12 protein-coding genes are annotated in these 14,699 nt (G+C 72.1%); 10 read left to right on the forward strand and 2 right to left on the reverse strand.

The window, feature by feature from the left end:
- The first annotated feature begins 1 nt into the window (after position 1).
- From H9641_RS07500 to lnt, 7 genes are all read left to right on the forward strand, one after another.
- Entirely contained in the window at positions 2 to 328 is a 327-nt protein-coding gene (locus tag H9641_RS07500; RefSeq protein ID WP_191802446.1) for a hypothetical protein, read from the forward strand.
- Between the two features lie 45 nt (positions 329 to 373).
- On the forward strand, positions 374 to 571 hold the full coding sequence (gene tatA, locus H9641_RS07505) for a Sec-independent protein translocase subunit TatA (RefSeq protein ID WP_036571710.1): 198 nt from the start codon (positions 374 to 376) through the stop codon (positions 569 to 571).
- A 36-nt stretch (positions 572 to 607) separates the two neighbouring features.
- Positions 608 to 1,354, forward strand: a complete 747-nt coding sequence (tatC, locus tag H9641_RS07510; RefSeq protein WP_191802601.1) for a twin-arginine translocase subunit TatC — start codon at positions 608 to 610, stop codon at positions 1,352 to 1,354.
- Positions 1,347 to 2,483: a diacylglycerol/lipid kinase family protein gene (locus H9641_RS07515; RefSeq protein ID WP_191802448.1), complete on the forward strand. Its 1,137-nt coding sequence runs from the start codon at positions 1,347 to 1,349 to the stop codon at positions 2,481 to 2,483. The genes tatC and H9641_RS07515 overlap by 8 nt, the downstream gene beginning before the upstream one ends.
- Before the next feature lie 117 nt (positions 2,484 to 2,600).
- Positions 2,601 to 5,624: a DEAD/DEAH box helicase gene (locus H9641_RS07520; RefSeq protein WP_191802450.1), complete on the forward strand. Its 3,024-nt coding sequence runs from the start codon at positions 2,601 to 2,603 to the stop codon at positions 5,622 to 5,624.
- 75 nt (positions 5,625 to 5,699) lie between these two features.
- The gene (locus H9641_RS07525; RefSeq protein WP_191802452.1) at positions 5,700 to 7,364 is read left to right on the forward strand and encodes an amidohydrolase; all 1,665 of its coding nucleotides are present in this window, start codon (positions 5,700 to 5,702) and stop codon (positions 7,362 to 7,364) included.
- 295 nt (positions 7,365 to 7,659) lie between these two features.
- Positions 7,660 to 9,267, forward strand: coding sequence for an apolipoprotein N-acyltransferase (lnt, locus tag H9641_RS07530; RefSeq protein WP_191802454.1), 1,608 nt, complete (start codon positions 7,660 to 7,662; stop codon positions 9,265 to 9,267).
- Between the two features lie 185 nt (positions 9,268 to 9,452).
- On the opposite strand, the gene H9641_RS07535 is transcribed toward lnt, so the two are convergent.
- Positions 9,453 to 9,797: an RNA polymerase-binding protein RbpA gene (locus tag H9641_RS07535; RefSeq protein ID WP_030151331.1), complete on the reverse strand. Its 345-nt coding sequence runs from the start codon at positions 9,795 to 9,797 to the stop codon at positions 9,453 to 9,455.
- Between the two features lie 471 nt (positions 9,798 to 10,268).
- On the opposite strand from H9641_RS07535, the gene H9641_RS07540 reads away from it, so the two are divergent.
- Both H9641_RS07540 and H9641_RS07545 read left to right on the forward strand, forming a co-directional pair.
- Positions 10,269 to 11,354 carry a tyrosine-type recombinase/integrase gene (locus H9641_RS07540; RefSeq protein ID WP_191802456.1) on the forward strand — a complete coding sequence of 362 codons (1,086 nt, stop codon included), beginning with the start codon at positions 10,269 to 10,271 and terminating at the stop codon, positions 11,352 to 11,354.
- A gap of 445 nt (positions 11,355 to 11,799) precedes the next feature.
- On the forward strand, positions 11,800 to 12,087 hold the full coding sequence (locus H9641_RS07545; protein WP_318244441.1) for a DUF1905 domain-containing protein: 288 nt from the start codon (positions 11,800 to 11,802) through the stop codon (positions 12,085 to 12,087).
- Between the two features lie 85 nt (positions 12,088 to 12,172).
- Here H9641_RS07545 and H9641_RS07550 read toward each other — a convergent pair whose 3' ends face one another.
- Positions 12,173 to 13,126, reverse strand: coding sequence for a patatin-like phospholipase family protein (locus tag H9641_RS07550; protein WP_191802458.1), 954 nt, complete (start codon positions 13,124 to 13,126; stop codon positions 12,173 to 12,175).
- A gap of 497 nt (positions 13,127 to 13,623) precedes the next feature.
- Between H9641_RS07550 and H9641_RS07555 the strand changes: the two genes are divergently transcribed.
- Positions 13,624 to 14,070, forward strand: a complete 447-nt coding sequence (locus tag H9641_RS07555; RefSeq protein ID WP_191802460.1) for an iron chaperone — start codon at positions 13,624 to 13,626, stop codon at positions 14,068 to 14,070.
- The last annotated feature ends 629 nt before the right edge of the window (positions 14,071 to 14,699 follow it).

The following is a 14,699-nucleotide window of genomic DNA, read 5'->3' on the forward strand; positions in this document are numbered from 1 at the left end:
TATGTGGTTCACCATCTGGTCGGTCCTGGTCGTCGGCACGCTCGTCGGCGCGTTCTTCCTGGGCCGCGACCTGTGGCGCAAGGCCAAGGCGCTCCTGCGGCAGATGTCGGAGTCGTCGCAGGTCATGGACCGCTTCGCCCGGCGCACCGACGAGCTGACCGCCGCGGCGGCGGCCGCACAGCCCAGCACCGCGCCCACCCTGTTCGACGACCCGGTGGTGCTGCACGAGCGCGTGGAGCACCTGCGCGCCGAGCGGGCCGAGCGCCGGGTCCTGCGCAGGACCCGCAACAAAGTGACGTGGGACCGCTGGCGCCGATTCAACGCGTAGGATCTGCGACAACAAGACTCGCGTCCGACTCCAAGGAGCCATCTCATGGGCATGCTGAAGCCCTGGCACATCATCGTTCTTGTCGTCGTCGTCCTGCTCCTGTTCGGGGCGAAGCGACTTCCTGACCTGGCACGCAGCGTCGGCCAGTCCCTCAAGATCTTCAAGAGCGAGGTCAAGGACCTGCGCGACGACGACAAGCCCGCGGAGCCTGCCGTCAAGGATGACGACGCCCCCAAGGCCTGACCCGTGTCCAGCTCGACCAAGACGTCCGAAGGGCGCATGCCGCTGCGCGAGCACCTGCTCGAGATCCGCAAGCGACTCTTCCTGGTCTCGTGCGGCCTGGTCGCCGGAGCGATCCTGGGGTGGTTCCTGTACCAGCCGCTCCTGGACGCGTTGCAGGCCCCGCTCGAGAAGGCTGCCGCGGAGCAGGGCAAGGTCATCAACCTGAACTTCTCGGGCATGGCGACCGCGCTCGACATGAAGATCAAGGTCTCCTTGTTTCTCGGGGTCATCGTGTCCTGCCCGTGGTGGCTGTACCAGCTGTGGGCGTTCATCACCCCGGGACTCACGTCGAAGGAACGCCGCTACGCCATGGGCTTCCTGGGGGCATCGGTGCCCCTGTTCCTCGGCGGGGCGTTCCTGGCGTGGTGGGTCCTCCCGCACGCGGTCGACATCCTGGCCGGCTTCGTGCCGGAGGGCGCGACCAACCTCACCGACGCCCAGGGGTACCTGAGCTTCGTGATGCGGCTGGTCCTGGCGTTCGGGCTGGCGTTCGTCCTGCCCGTGGTCCTGGTCGCCCTGAACTTCGCGGGACTCGTCCGGGCCAAGGCGCTGTTCGCGGGGTGGCGCTGGGCCGTGCTCATCGCGTTCGTGTTCGCCGCCGTCATGACCCCGACCCCGGACGCGCTCACGATGATCCTCGTGGCCCTGCCGATCTGCCTGCTGTACTTCGGGGCCGTCGGGATCGCCTTCCTGCGCGACCGCAGCACCGACAAGCGCGACGCCGCAGCCCTCGCCGGTGCCTGAGGCACCTTCGCGCCCGGCCCGCCTCGGTGTCGTCGTCAACCCGACGGCCGACCGTGGGCGCGGCCGGGGCGACGGCGCCCGCACGCTCGAGCTCCTGCGCCAGGCCGGGCACGACGTCCTGGACCTCAGCGCCCCCAACGCGCCCCTCGCGCTCGAGAACGCCCGCGACGCGGTCGCCGGCAGCAGCACCCGCGGTCCGCTCGACGCGCTCGTCGTCGTGGGCGGGGACGGCATGGTCCACCTCGGCGTCAACGCGGTCGCCGGGACCACGATCCCGCTCGGGGTGGTAGCCGCCGGGACGGGCAACGACTTCGCCTCGGCCCTCGAGCTGCCCGTGCACGACGTCGACGCGGCCGTCACCCTGCTCCTCGAGTCCCTGCGTGCCCGCGCCGCCGGCACGGGCGGCACCCGCCTCGTGGACGCGGCCCGCGCAGAGCCCCTCGACGACCGGCTGGACCCCCGTCCCGGACGCGAGCGCTGGTTCTGCGGCGTCCTGTCCGCAGGCCTGGACGCCGCGGTCAACGCGCGCGCCAACGCCCTGACCTGGCCGCGCGGCCGCGCCAAGTACGTGCGCGCCGTCGCGAGCGAGCTCGCGCGCTTCCGCCCCTACGGGTACCGCATCACGGCCGAGCTCGTCGGCGCCCCGGACGCCGCGGCCGTCCTCCCCGCGGCACCCGCGGCGTCGGGGCCCCTCGACCCGGCCGGGACAGCCCGGACCGCGCCGCCCGACGACGCCTCGCACCCCTTCGTGTGGGAGTCACCCGGGACCGTGGTCGCCGTGGCCAACGGGCCCCGTATCGGCGGCGGCGTCCTCATCGCCCCCGAGGCGTCGATCGACGACGGCCTGCTCGACCTCGTGACCGCGGGCCCGCTGACCCGCCTGGGCGCTGCCCGTGTCTTCCCGGGCATGTACCGCGGCAAGCACGTGCACCACCCGGCCGTCGACGTGCACCAGGCCCGCTCGGTCGTCCTGGAGGCCAGCGACGCCGGCGGACCGCCCCCACCCGCGTTCGCGGACGGGGAGCGGATCTCGCGGCTCCCCGTGCGCGTCACCGTCGTCCCCGGCGCCCTCACGGTCCTCGACCCCCGCGCCTACCCCGACCGCGTGACGGCACCACGCCACCCCTGACCCACCGGAGCGGAGGCGTGGGTGCCGCGGTGCTGGCCGGGTGCCGGCCGCAGGACGACGACGTCCCCCGGCTGCGCCTGACGTCGGCACGTCACCGGCGGACCGTAGGGTGGAGCCATGACCGCAGCACCCCGCTCCGCCGGGACCGACGAGACCCAGAGCCCCGCGGAGCGCTACGCGGCCTCGCGCGCGCTCCAGGCAGCCTCCCGCACCCAGCTCGCAGCCTTCCGTGAGGTCGTCGGCTTCCCGTTCGACGACTTCCAGGTCCGCGCCTGCCAGGCACTCGAAGAAGGACGAGGCGTGCTCGTGGCCGCCCCCACGGGCGCCGGCAAGACCGTCGTGGGGGAGTTCGCGGTCCACCTGGCCCTCGCCGGTGGGCGCAAGGCGTTCTACACCACGCCCATCAAGGCCCTGTCCAACCAGAAGTACGCCGACCTCGCGCGCCGCCACGGCGCCGACCAGGTCGGGCTCCTGACGGGCGACACGTCGATCAACGGCGACGCCCCGATCGTCGTCATGACGACCGAGGTCCTGCGCAACATGCTCTACGCGGGCTCGCGCGCCCTCGACGGCCTCGCGTTCGTCGTCATGGACGAGGTCCACTACCTCGCCGACCGGTTCCGCGGCCCCGTCTGGGAAGAGGTCATCATCCACCTCTCGGACGACGTCCAGCTCGTGTCCCTGTCCGCGACGGTGTCCAACGCCGAGGAGTTCGGCGACTGGCTCGAGATGGTCCGCGGCGACACCGCCGTGATCGTCAGCGAGCGCCGACCGGTCCCGCTGTGGCAGCACGTCCTGGTGGGCTCGCGCGACCGTGGGGGGCGCACCCCGGGGGAGGCCGTACGCCCGGGGACCGGCGCCGACCTGATCGACCTGTACGCGGGGCACGTGGACCCGACGGACCCCGGGGTCAACCCGCCCATCAACCCCGACCTGCTGGTCGCGTTCCGCAGCGGTGCGCGCGACGGCGGGTACCCGGGACGGGGCGGTGGCCGCGGCGATCGCGGGTACCGCGGCCGGGGCGGGCGTCCCGGCGGGTCGGGCGGCCACGGGAACCGGGAGGGGTCGGGACGCCGGACGCCGCCGCGTTTCGCGGTCGTCGACGCGCTCGACGCCGACGGCCTGCTGCCAGCGATCTTCTTCATCTTCTCCCGGGCGGGGTGCGAGGCCGCGGTGACCCAGTGCCTGGCCGCGGGCCTGCGTCTGACCACGCCCGACCAGGAGGCCCGGATCCGGGCGATCGTCGAGGAGCGCAGCGCGACGCTGCCCGCCGAGGACCTCGACGTCCTGGGGTACTGGACGTGGAGCGAGTCGCTCGCGCGCGGCATCGCCGCACACCACGCCGGGATGCTGCCCATCTTCAAGGAGATCGTCGAGGACCTGTTCAGCAAGGGCCTGGTCAAGGTCGTGTTCGCGACCGAGACCCTGGCCCTGGGGATCAACATGCCCGCCCGGTCGGTCGTGCTCGAGAAGCTCGTCAAGTGGGACGGCACCTCGCACGTGGACATGACGCCGGGGGAGTACACCCAGCTCACGGGGCGCGCCGGGCGCCGGGGCATCGACGTCGAGGGGCACGCCGTCGTCGTCGACCACCCAGGGCTGGACCCCGTGGCCCTCGCGGGCCTCGCGTCCAAGCGCCTGTACCCGCTCAAGTCCTCGTTCAGGCCCACCTACAACATGGCCGTCAACCTCGTGGCACAGGTGGGACGCGAGCGGGCCCGCGACGTCCTGGAGACGTCGTTCGCCCAGTTCCAGGCCGACCGCGGGGTGGTGGGCCTGGCCAAGCAGGCCCAGGCCCACGCCGAGGCCCTCGAGGGCTACGCCCAGGCCATGACGTGCGACCGCGGCGACTTCTCCGAGTACGCCCGGCTCCGGCGCGCCATCGCGACCCGCGAGGCGGACCTGTCGAAGTCCGCGCAGCGCGCCCGCCGGGCCCAGGTCGTCGCGGACTTCGAGAACCTGCGCGTCGGGGACGTCGTCGAGCTGCCCTCGGGGCGCCGCGCGGGGTACGTCGTGGTCCTCGACCCCGGCAAGGACGGCGGGTTCGACGGCCCGCGCCCCACGGTCCTGACCGAGGACAAGCAGGTCAAGAAGCTCACGGTCGCCGACGCCCCCTCGGGCATCCGCACGGTCGGCAAGGTCCGCATCCCCAAGACGTTCAACCCGCGCGTGCCCGCAGCCCGGCGCGACCTGGCGTCGTCGCTGCGCAACGCGCTCGGTGCGTTCGTCGACGTCCCCGGGGCCCCGGCACGCGGTGGCGGCCCGCGCGTGCGGTCCTCGGCAGCCGACGACAAGGAGCTCACCCGGCTGCGCGCCGCCCTGCGTGCGCACCCGTGCCACGACTGCCCCGAGCGTGAGGACCACGCACGCTGGGCCGAACGGTGGGCCAAGCTCAAGAAGGAGCACGACGCCCTGGTACGCCGTGTCGAGGGACGCACCGGTTCGATCGCCCGGGTCTTCGACCGCATCTGCGACATCCTCACCCAGCTCGGGTACCTCGAGGTCGACACGCACCCGGCCGGGGGCGGTCCGCTCGACCGTGACGCCACCGGCGGCGCGCAGGCTCCCGCCCAGGACCCGGCGTCGGCTTCCCGGACCGGGACCGGTCGCCGCCCCGCCCCGGAGGTCAAGGTCACCGACGCAGGGAACTGGTTGCGCCGCCTCTACGCGGAGAACGACCTGCTCCTGGCCGAGTGCCTGCGCCGTGGCGTCTGGGACGAGCTCGACCCGGCCGGCCTCGCAGCCGTCGTCTCGACCCTCGTGTTCTCGGCCCGCCGCGAGGAGCCGGGCGAGCCCTACGTCCCCGGCGGACCTGACGGCAAGCTCGCACGCGCCCTCGACGGCACCGTCGTGGTGTGGTCCGAGGTCGACGACCTCGAGGAGGCGCACCACATCGACGCGAGCGGCACGCTCGACCTGGGTCTCGTCGCTGCGGTGCACCGGTGGGCCAACGGCCGCAGCCTCGACGCCGTCCTGCGCGGGTCCGAGCTCGCCGCGGGCGACTTCGTGCGCTGGTGCAAGCAGATCATCGACGTCCTCGACCAGCTCGCCGCGGCGGCCCCGACGCCCGCCCTGCGCAAGACCGCGATCCGCGCGATCGAGGCCGTCCGGCGAGGGGTCGTGGCCTACTCGAGCGTGTGACCTTCGCGTCACGCAGGGCTCCTCGCGCCCCTGGACGAGGCGCGAGGGGCGTCCGGTGGCCTATCGTGTCGTTTCGTGGCCTCCACCCTGTATCGCAACGGTGTCATTCATTCCTCGACCGACCCCTTCGCCGAGGCGATGCTCGTCGACGGCGGGGTGATCACCTGGATCGGCGCGAACGACACGGCCGCCGGGCTCGCCGCCCGTGCCGACCGCGTCATCGACCTCGACGGGGCCCTCGTGGCCCCCGGGTTCGTCGACTCCCACGTCCACGTCCTGGAGACGGGCCTGGCCCTGGCCGGGGTGGACCTGTCCGCGAGCGCCGGCGTCACGTCCCTGGCCGGCGCGCTCGAGGCCTTGCACGCGGCGGTGGCCGCGCGCCCGGCGTCCCACGCCGACGAGGTGCTGCTCGCGTTCGGGTGGGACGAGCAGGAATGGCCCGAGCACCGGGCTCCCACCCGCGAGGAGCTCGACGCGGCGTGCGGGGGAGCGCTCGTCTACGCGGCGCGGGTCGACGTGCACTCCGCGGTCGTCTCGACGTCCCTGGCCCGCAGGGCCGGGCTCGAGGGGCAGCGCGGGTGGACCGAGACCGGCTGGGTCACCGAGGACGCGCACCACAGCGCCCGGGACGCGGCGCGCGACCTGAGCCCCGAGCGTCGCACGGCCATGTACCGCACGGCCCTGGACGCTGCGGCGCGCCGGGGGATCGTGTCGGTGCACGAGAACAGCGCCCCCTCGATCGACACGCGTGAGGGCCTGCGCGAGCTCATGGCGCTGACCGCCGACCCGGCGGGCGCCCTGCCGCACCTGGTCGCCTACCGCGGGGAGCTGTGCGCCACGCCCGACGACGCCCGTGCGCTGCTCGCGGACCTGCCCGGGCTCGCGGGCATCGCGGGCGACCTGAACGTCGACGGGTCGCTCGGCTCGCGCACCGCGGCCCTGCGGCACCGGTACGCGGACCTGACCGGGGCGCCGGGCGAGGCCGGCCCCGACGGGCGAGGCAACCAGTACCTGAGCGCCGAGCAGATCGCGGCCCACCTGTCCGCGGTCGCCGCCGCCGGGACCCAGGGCGGCTTCCACGTCATCGGCGACCGCGCCATGGACGCCTTCCTCGTGGGTCTGCGCGCCGCGGCCGACGCCGACGGGGCCGCGGCCCACCGCCGGGCCGCGCACCGCGTCGAGCACGCCCTGTTCGTCGACACCAACGCGCTGTCCACGCTCCTGCTGTTCGGGGTCTCCCTGAGCATCCAGCCCGTGTTCGACTCCGCATGGGGCGGCCCGGCCGGCATGTACGCCTCGCGGCTGGGGCCCACCCGTGTCGGGGGCCTGTCCCCGTTCGCGGACCTCGCGGGGGCCGGGGTTCCCCTGGCCTTCGGGTCGGACTCCCCGGTGACGCCCCTGGACCCGTGGTCGGCGGTGCGTGCGGCCATGTCCCACGCGGACCCCGACCAGCGCATCTCCGCCCGGGCGGCGTTCCGGGCGCACACGCGCGGCGGCTGGCGGATCGCCGGCCTGGACCACACGGGCGCGGGCCAGCTGCGCGTCGGGTCCCCGGCCCACCTCGCGGTGTGGCGGGCCGAGCACCTCGCGGTGCAGGGCACGGGCACCACGGTCTCCTCGTGGAGCACCGACGCGCGCTCCGGGACGCCTCTGCTGCCCGACCTGACCGACGGTGCGCCCGACCCGACGTGCCTGCAGACCGTGCGCGACGGCGTCGTGCTGTTCGACACGTTCGACTGAGTCCTCCGGCGCCCTCCCGGGCCTGCGGGGCGGTCCGCCGCCCCGCAGGTGCCCGTTCGGATTGACACCACCGTGAGGACCGGTAAGTTCGTTGACGTGTTCCGGCCTTCAGCGCCGCGGGGGAGCGAGCCACCATCTCACTGTTCTCCCCGTGTGCCCTGATGCGCATCGGCTCGACCCGCGCGTTCAGTAGACAACACGGCCTCACCGGTGGCGGTGCGACGTGGTCCGAAGGACGCGCGGGTCGGCCCACATCCACCCGCTGACCTGCAGGTGCGTGGCGTAGTCTGCACGAGTGTCGACCCGTGAGCCGAGCCGCTGGCTGCTGATCCTTCTCGCCGCCGGTGGCGGCCTCCTGACGAACGCCGCCTTCCCCGACCGCGGGTGGTGGCCCCTGGCCTTCCTGGGCGTCGCCGCCTACTTCCTGGCCATGCGTCGCGACGGCGCCTGGTGGAACGCCCTGGTCGGGTTCGTCTGGGGGCTGGCCTTCTTCCTCCCGCACATCCAGTGGGCGCAGATCGCCACGGACACCGTGCCGTGGCTCGCCCTGAGCGTCCTGGAAGCCGTGTTCCTGGCGCTGCTGGGCGCGATGTGGACGTGGGTTCGACGCATCGGGTTCGTGGGTCGCAACCTCGCGTGGCAGGTCGTGACGTTCTCCGTGCTGTGGGTCGCGATCGAGCAGTGGCGCTCGGAGTTCCCCTTCGGCGGGTTCCCGTGGGGCCGGCTCGCGTTCTCCCAGGTCGACTCCCTGCTGGGGCGCACGGCCTGGCTCGGCGGAGGACTGCTCGTCTCGCTGCTCACGGCCGCGATCGGCGTCCTGCTGGCCGTGTTCCTGCTCGAGTCGCGCCGCCTCAAGGTCTTTCCCGCCCTGTGCTCGCTCGCGACCGCGGCCGTGCTGCTGGGGGTCGGGCTCGTCGTCCCGCTCGACGTGCGCGCCGAGACCGGGACGCTCGCGATCGGCGCGGTCCAGGGCAACGTCGACGAGCCCGGGCTCGGGTCCTTCGCCAACCGTGGCGTGGTCCTGCAGAACCACGTCGACGGCACCCTCGCACTCCTCGACGAGGTAGACCCCGGCGAGCTGGACGTGGTCCTGTGGCCCGAGAACGGCTCCGACCTGGACCCCCAGACCACGCCCGACGTCGCAGCCGACATCGACGAGGCCGCGAGCGCCGTCGGCGCCCCGATCCTCGTGGGTGCCCAGGAGTTCCCCGAGTCGGGTGGGCGGTACAACGTGTCGCTCCTCTGGGTCCCCGGCGAGGGGGTCGTCGACCGGTACGCCAAGCAGCACCCTGCCCCGTTCGGCGAGTACATCCCGATGCGCAGCTTCGTGCGGATCTTCTCCGACCAGGTGGACCGGGTGACCACGGACATGATCGCGGGCGACGAGGTCGCCGTGATCGACCTTCCCTCCGAGCGGCTCGGTCGCACCGTGCGGCTCGGCAACGTCATCTGCTTCGAGGTCGCGTACGAGGAGCTGGTGCGTGACGCCGTGAACGCGGGCGCCGAGCTCCTGGTGGTCCCGACAAACAACGCCTCGTTCGGGTACAGCGCCGAGTCCACCCAGCAGCTGGCCATGTCACGCCTGCGGGCGATCGAGACCGGCCGCGCGACCGTGCAGATCTCGACCGTCGGGGTCAGCGGCATCATCGCCCCCAACGGGGCCCTGCTGCAGAGCACCGAGCTCTTCACCCCGGACCAGCTGATCGCCACCCTTCCCCTGCGCGACTCCCTGACCCCGGCCGTGCGCGCGGGCTACTGGCCCGGGTGGATCGCCGGGGGGCTGTCGGTCCTGCTCGTGGTCGCGGGCATCACGGCTCACGTCCGGCGGGCGCCGACCGCGAGCACCAAGGGCGGCAAGGGCGGCACCCGGCGCCCGGCGGCGAAGAAGACCGCGCGCCGGTAGCGGGGACACCGGTCGGCCAGCTCCACGAGAGCCCCGCTGCCCGACGGCGTCCCCTCCCGGGCGAGCCGCCCCGCCCTGGGTGCGCGCCGCCGTCGGGCACGCAGAGCGACAACCGAGCGTGCCGTCCGACGGAACGACGAAGGGCCCGGAACTCCGAGGAGTTCCGGGCCCTTCGAGGCAGTCGATCAGGCGCTGCGACGCAGCTTGCCGGCACGCAGGAGGCCGAGGCGCTCGTCGAGCAGCTCCTCGAGCTCCTTGATGGTGCGACGCTCCAGCAGCATGTCCCAGTGGGTGCGGGCAGGCTTGCCGGCCTTGGGCTCGGGGCGCTCCGCGTCACGCAGGAGGGCCTCCTCGCCACAACGACACTCCCAGACCGCCGGCACCTCGGCCTCGGTCGAGAACGGCAGGATGATCGTGTGCCCGTTGGGGCAGTCGTAGTGAGCCTGGAAGCGGGGGGCGAAGTCGACGCCCGCGTCGGACTCCATGCTCTTCGCGCCGATGCTCATTCCACGTAGGGACCGGTCGGCCATGGTGTCCTCCAAGGGGTAGCGGCAGGGTTGTCTATGGGGGTCAACGTCCGGCCGGCTGCGAGTGTTCCGGTCGGACGTGAAGGTCCGGTGAAGCAGGAGGCACGCCGAACCCACCCGTCGAGGCTGCCCAGCAGACCGTGCGCATCGGGTAGGACACGCACTCCCGCGAGACCACCGACCAGGTTTCCGGTTTTCGCGGGCAGGCGCAACTTCAAGCGCAGAATCGGGGTGTGACGTTGCTCCGTCACGTGCGCTCGCGCGCCCGGTCCGGCGGCGAGAAGCCAGGCGACGGGAGGCTCCTCGTCCACCACGAACGTGTCCTCGGCCGGCATCGACCGCTGTGCGCCGACGTGACGGGGACGCGCCGGTGCGGGACGGAGGCGGCCTGTCCGTATAGTCTCCAATGCCACGATCGCGGTACGGTTCCTCGTGTGAGGCACCAGGGACACGGCGAGCAGCGGACGGTCGACCATGGCGACCGTTGAGGCCTACGAGACGACCGCCGGACGGCGGTACATGGTTCGCTACCGCACCCCCGAGCGCAAGCAGACCAAGAAGCGCGGCTTCAAGACCAAGCGCAGCGCCGAGGCCTTCGCGTCCTCGCTCGAGGTGTCGATGCTCCGCGGCGAGTTCATCGACCCTGCGGCGGCCCGGTCGACGGTCCTCGAGCTCGGGGGAGCGTGGCTCCAGCGCCAGACCCACCTCAAGCCTTCGACGGCCCGCGCGATCGAGAGCTCGTGGCGCCTGCACGTCACCCCCCGGTGGGGGAGCGTCCCGGTCGCCGAGATCCGGCGCACCGCGGTCCAGGCGTGGGTCTCGGAACTGAGCGCCGCCTACAGTCCCACGACCGTCGCACGCGCGCACGGCGCACTGGCCTCCTTGCTCGACGACGCGGTCGACGACCGCCGCATCCTCACCAACCCGGCCCGCGGTGTGAACCTGCCGCGCAAGGTCCGCCGAGAGCACACCTACCTCGACCACCAGCAGGTGGCCGCACTGGCCACCGCCGCCGGCCGGCACGAGACGCTCGTCCTGGTCTTCGCGTACTGCGGGCTCCGCTGGGGCGAGGCCGCCGGCCTGCGCGTGAGGGACCTCGACATGCTCCGGCACCGGCTGCGCGTCAACCAGAACGCGGTCGAGGTCGGGTCGGACATCGTCATCGGGACTCCCAAGACGCACGAGCGACGCTCGGTCCCGTTCCCGGCGTTCCTCTCGATGCGGCTCGCTGCCGCGTGCGAGGGCAAGGGGCGCGACGACGTCGTCTTCCACGGCGACCGCGGCGACTACCTCAAGCGCTCGAAGTCCGGCACCGGGTGGTTCTGGCGCGCGGCTCGCGACGCGGGCATCGACGACCACCTGACCCCTCACGACCTGCGCCACACCGCGGCGAGCCTCGCCGTCTCGGCCGGGGCGAACGTCAAGGCCGTCCAGCGCATGCTGGGACATGCCTCCGCGAGCATGACTCTCGACGTCTACGCCGACCTCTTCGACAACGATCTCGACGGCGTCGCGGTCGCTCTGGAGTCCGCGAGACTGCGCGCAGTCTCGCCTGGCTAGTGCCCGTGGTGTGCCCACGGGGTGTGCGTTTGGCTCCTGCAGGCTCGTGAGAGTGGCGGAATTTCAACGTTCCGACGGGGGAGAGGCGCTCATGCCCCGTGGGTATAGAACTCACGGGGCAGGCGCATCCGAGGGCAAATCGGGCATCTTGCGACGAGAGTCGAACTGCCCGCATGCTGCCGGATGCGGATCGCGCGCCTGCGCTCTCAGGGCTTCCTGACGAAGTCTGTCGTCATCAAGATACTTCGCCGCATGGCGGACTGGGCGACGGGTGAGCGCACCGCCCGTGTGGATCGATCGGGCGGGTCGGGGAGTGGCGGGCGGTCGGCACGCAGGGTACCGACTCGCGGCGCGTTCCGACCTGCCCGGCCTGTTGCTGCTCGATAGGGTCGAGCAACAGGGCGCTGCGTGGAGCGGTGTCGACGAACGACGAAGGAGCCACCCGGTGAGCAGCCCTCCAGGTCCGATGGACGTGACGTTCTCCGCACCGATCGGCGTGACCGTGCGCGGCGACGTGTGGTCGTGCGTCGAGGTGCCCGACTCGGTCGAGCTCCTGGGAACCGGCAAGGCCGTGCGGGTGGTCGCCACCGTGGACGGTCACGACCTGACGGCGGGACTGATGCCGACCGGGGCCGGCGGCCACATGCTCTCGATCAGCGCGAAGATGCGGAAGGCTCTCGGAAAGGACCTCGGTGACGCCGTCACCGTCCACCTTTCCGAACGACTGACCTGAGGTTCGGACGGATTGTCGGGGATTTCCGGCGGTGCGGTGTGGAAACGCCGCACCGCCGAAGACCTGCCCATTGTTTCCGTGGGCGTCAGCGCCAGAACGAAGCCAGTCCACCAGCCAGCTCCGTGCCCTGCTCGTACCCGGCTCGAGCCGCAGCCGGACGAAGGGACAGGTCCATCGCGTGGGTTCCGAACAGGTGCTCGGAAGCGCTGTCAGGGAATATCGTCTCGACCGCGCTGCCCCGTGCGCGGAGCTCGTCCACCTGCGCAGCGAGCTGCAGTCCCCACGCCGGTGGGGTGAACGACCTCCCGGCGAACGGTGACAGCACCAGCACACGCTCGTGCCCGGCGGCCAGGTCGGCATTCTCGTTGCGGCGGTAGCCGCCGTCGATGTAGAGACGGTCACCGATCCTGTACGGAAGGCCGCTCGAGCAGCTCGCGGCGACGGCGTCCGCCAGGTCGACCCCGCTGAGGCGGTCGAACACGACTGGCTCGCCGGACTCGGCGTCGACGGCCGTGAGGAGCACCGTGCGCTGCGGCCAGTGCTGGCTCGGCAGCCGAGAAGCGACGGTAGCGCGCCACCGAGCGCGCCAGGAACCGTCCGATGCCGCTTCGCGGTCGAGCGCTGCGGCGCCCACCTTTCGTCGCAGGTCAGCAGCGTCGTCGGCGGAAGCGATGAGAGCGTTCATCCGCGCCAGATGATCCACGACCGCGCGGTTCGGGGCATGTCCTCGGTCTCCGCCGGGTGCGCCGTTCGGACGTGGGGGAGCAGCCGCGAGGGTCGTCGCGAGCAGCTCGGTCGGAGATGCGCCGGCCAGCTGGGCGGCGGCAGTCGAACCGGCCGACGTCCCGACGGTGAGGTCTGCTGCTGTCACGTCGAGCCCGGCATCGAACAGACCGGCGACGACGCCGATCAGCCAGGCGTTGCCCGTCGATCCGCCGCCCCCGAGGACGAGCGCCCGCTCGCCGGCAGGGAGCCGCGGCAGGCTCTGGTCAGTGTTCGAGGAGTCGCGGGCCGGGGAGGAATCAGGTGAGGTGTTCATGGGAGTCGCCTTTCGCGAAGTGCTGGGCAAGCGCTCCCTGCGACGACTAGCTCGGTCGCGCGATCGTGGACTGCAGGGGAGAGCCCGGTACGGGTACGGCGTTCACGGGTCTCACCTCCTCGACGACGGGTCACGATCAAGGCGACGCTAGCACGCCGCACGCGCAGTCGACCAAGGAAATTCTCCGCCGACTGCTCCGCGCTGCAGGCTGCCGATTCGCCGACTGAATCTCGGTATGCCCAGACGGCTGCTTCGATACCTTCCGACCTGATCATTTCTCGCCATTGCCGTGCGGAAATTCGTGCCTCGCTCCAGGGCATCTCTTCATCGATTCCCCGAGCGAGGGCGGAGTGAAGAACCTCGGCGACGCGAGGTCTTACTTCGAGACGCGAGCGGGCGCGCCGTCGGACACGATCGAGCAGATCTGGAGAAGCGCACGACGGCGCCCGTCAGTAGCGTCGAACCTGACGACAGACCCACCGAGAAGGGGAACCACGATGACCGGCACCACGAAGTCGACCAAGACCGCCAAGGCCTACGAAGGATTCTCGGCCGAGGAGCGCGCGGCGATGAAGGAGCGCGCCAAGGAGCTCAAGGCGTCCGCGAACCGGGCCGAGGCGGAGAAGGCTCAGCTCGAGAAGATCGCGGAGCTGTCCGAGCCGGACCGCTCCATGGCCTCGCGGATCCACGAGCTCGTGGCCGAGCACGCGCCCTCGCTCGCGCCGAAGACCTGGTACGGGATGCCCGGGTGGGCCAAGGACGGCAAGATCCTGTGCTTCTTCCAGCCTGCGGAGAAGTTCGGCGCTCGCTACCCGACGTTCGGCTTCAACGACGTCGCCCAGCTCGACGAGGGCACGCTGTGGCCCGTCGCCTATGCCCTCACGGAGCTGACGGCGGAGAACGAGGCGACGATCGCCGAGCTCGTGAAGCGGGCGGCCGGCTGACCGACAGCGGGCGTCGCCACTCCGTCACTGTGCGGGTCAGAGCGCAGAAATGCGCTCTGACCTGCACGGATACACATCCGGGAGCTGACAGCTGGGGGAGTGGCGGGCACACGTCTCCTGGCCGCGGCGCCCGCATCGTCTGGCACCATGCTCACCATGCCCCTCGACATCCTGCTGGTCGCCGTCTCGCAGCGAGGCACGAGCTCTCGCCGTCGCACGCTGAGGACCTTGGCAGCCACCTGCGACACCGAGGGCGAGCTCGTCCGGCTGGCCGCGGCGAGCGGGCGGCCGTTGCTGGCGAAGATCGACCCGTACGGAGATCTCGTCCTGACGTCGTCGGAGGCGCGGACCAGCTGGTCGCCGAGCTGCGATCCGTCGACGGCGCGGCTTCCGGGGCCGCTGCGCGCATCGTGGACGAGGTCGTCGGCCTGGCCGAGCGGTGCGCCGCCGATGCGACCACGGAGCTGCACCTGATCGGTGACTAACGGTCCGGTCCACAGATCGTTGGAACGACGCCCCTTCCAGCCCCTCTCGACCGTCACCCGGCAACGCCGATAATGTACATTATGTCATTATGGCCGAACGGGGCCACCCCTCTCGTGCGGCCAGACGGGCCCCTGGCGCCCTGA

The organism is Oerskovia merdavium, from assembly GCF_014836755.1.
Taxonomy (GTDB): domain Bacteria; phylum Actinomycetota; class Actinomycetes; order Actinomycetales; family Cellulomonadaceae; genus Oerskovia; species Oerskovia merdavium.

Coding starts and splice junctions, on each gene's coding strand:
- H9641_RS07555 (WP_191802460.1), top strand. CDS start 13,624: ATGACCGGCACCACGAAGTCGACCAAGACCGCCAAGGCCTACGAAGGA.
- H9641_RS07520 (WP_191802450.1), top strand. CDS start 2,601: ATGACCGCAGCACCCCGCTCCGCCGGGACCGACGAGACCCAGAGCCCC.
- tatA (WP_036571710.1), top strand. CDS start 374: ATGGGCATGCTGAAGCCCTGGCACATCATCGTTCTTGTCGTCGTCGTC.
- tatC (WP_191802601.1), top strand. CDS start 608: ATGCCGCTGCGCGAGCACCTGCTCGAGATCCGCAAGCGACTCTTCCTG.
- H9641_RS07500 (WP_191802446.1), top strand. CDS start 2: ATGTGGTTCACCATCTGGTCGGTCCTGGTCGTCGGCACGCTCGTCGGC.
- H9641_RS07550 (WP_191802458.1), bottom strand. CDS start 13,126: ATGAACACCTCACCTGATTCCTCCCCGGCCCGCGACTCCTCGAACACT.
- H9641_RS07540 (WP_191802456.1), top strand. CDS start 10,269: ATGGCGACCGTTGAGGCCTACGAGACGACCGCCGGACGGCGGTACATG.
- H9641_RS07535 (WP_030151331.1), bottom strand. CDS start 9,797: ATGGCCGACCGGTCCCTACGTGGAATGAGCATCGGCGCGAAGAGCATG.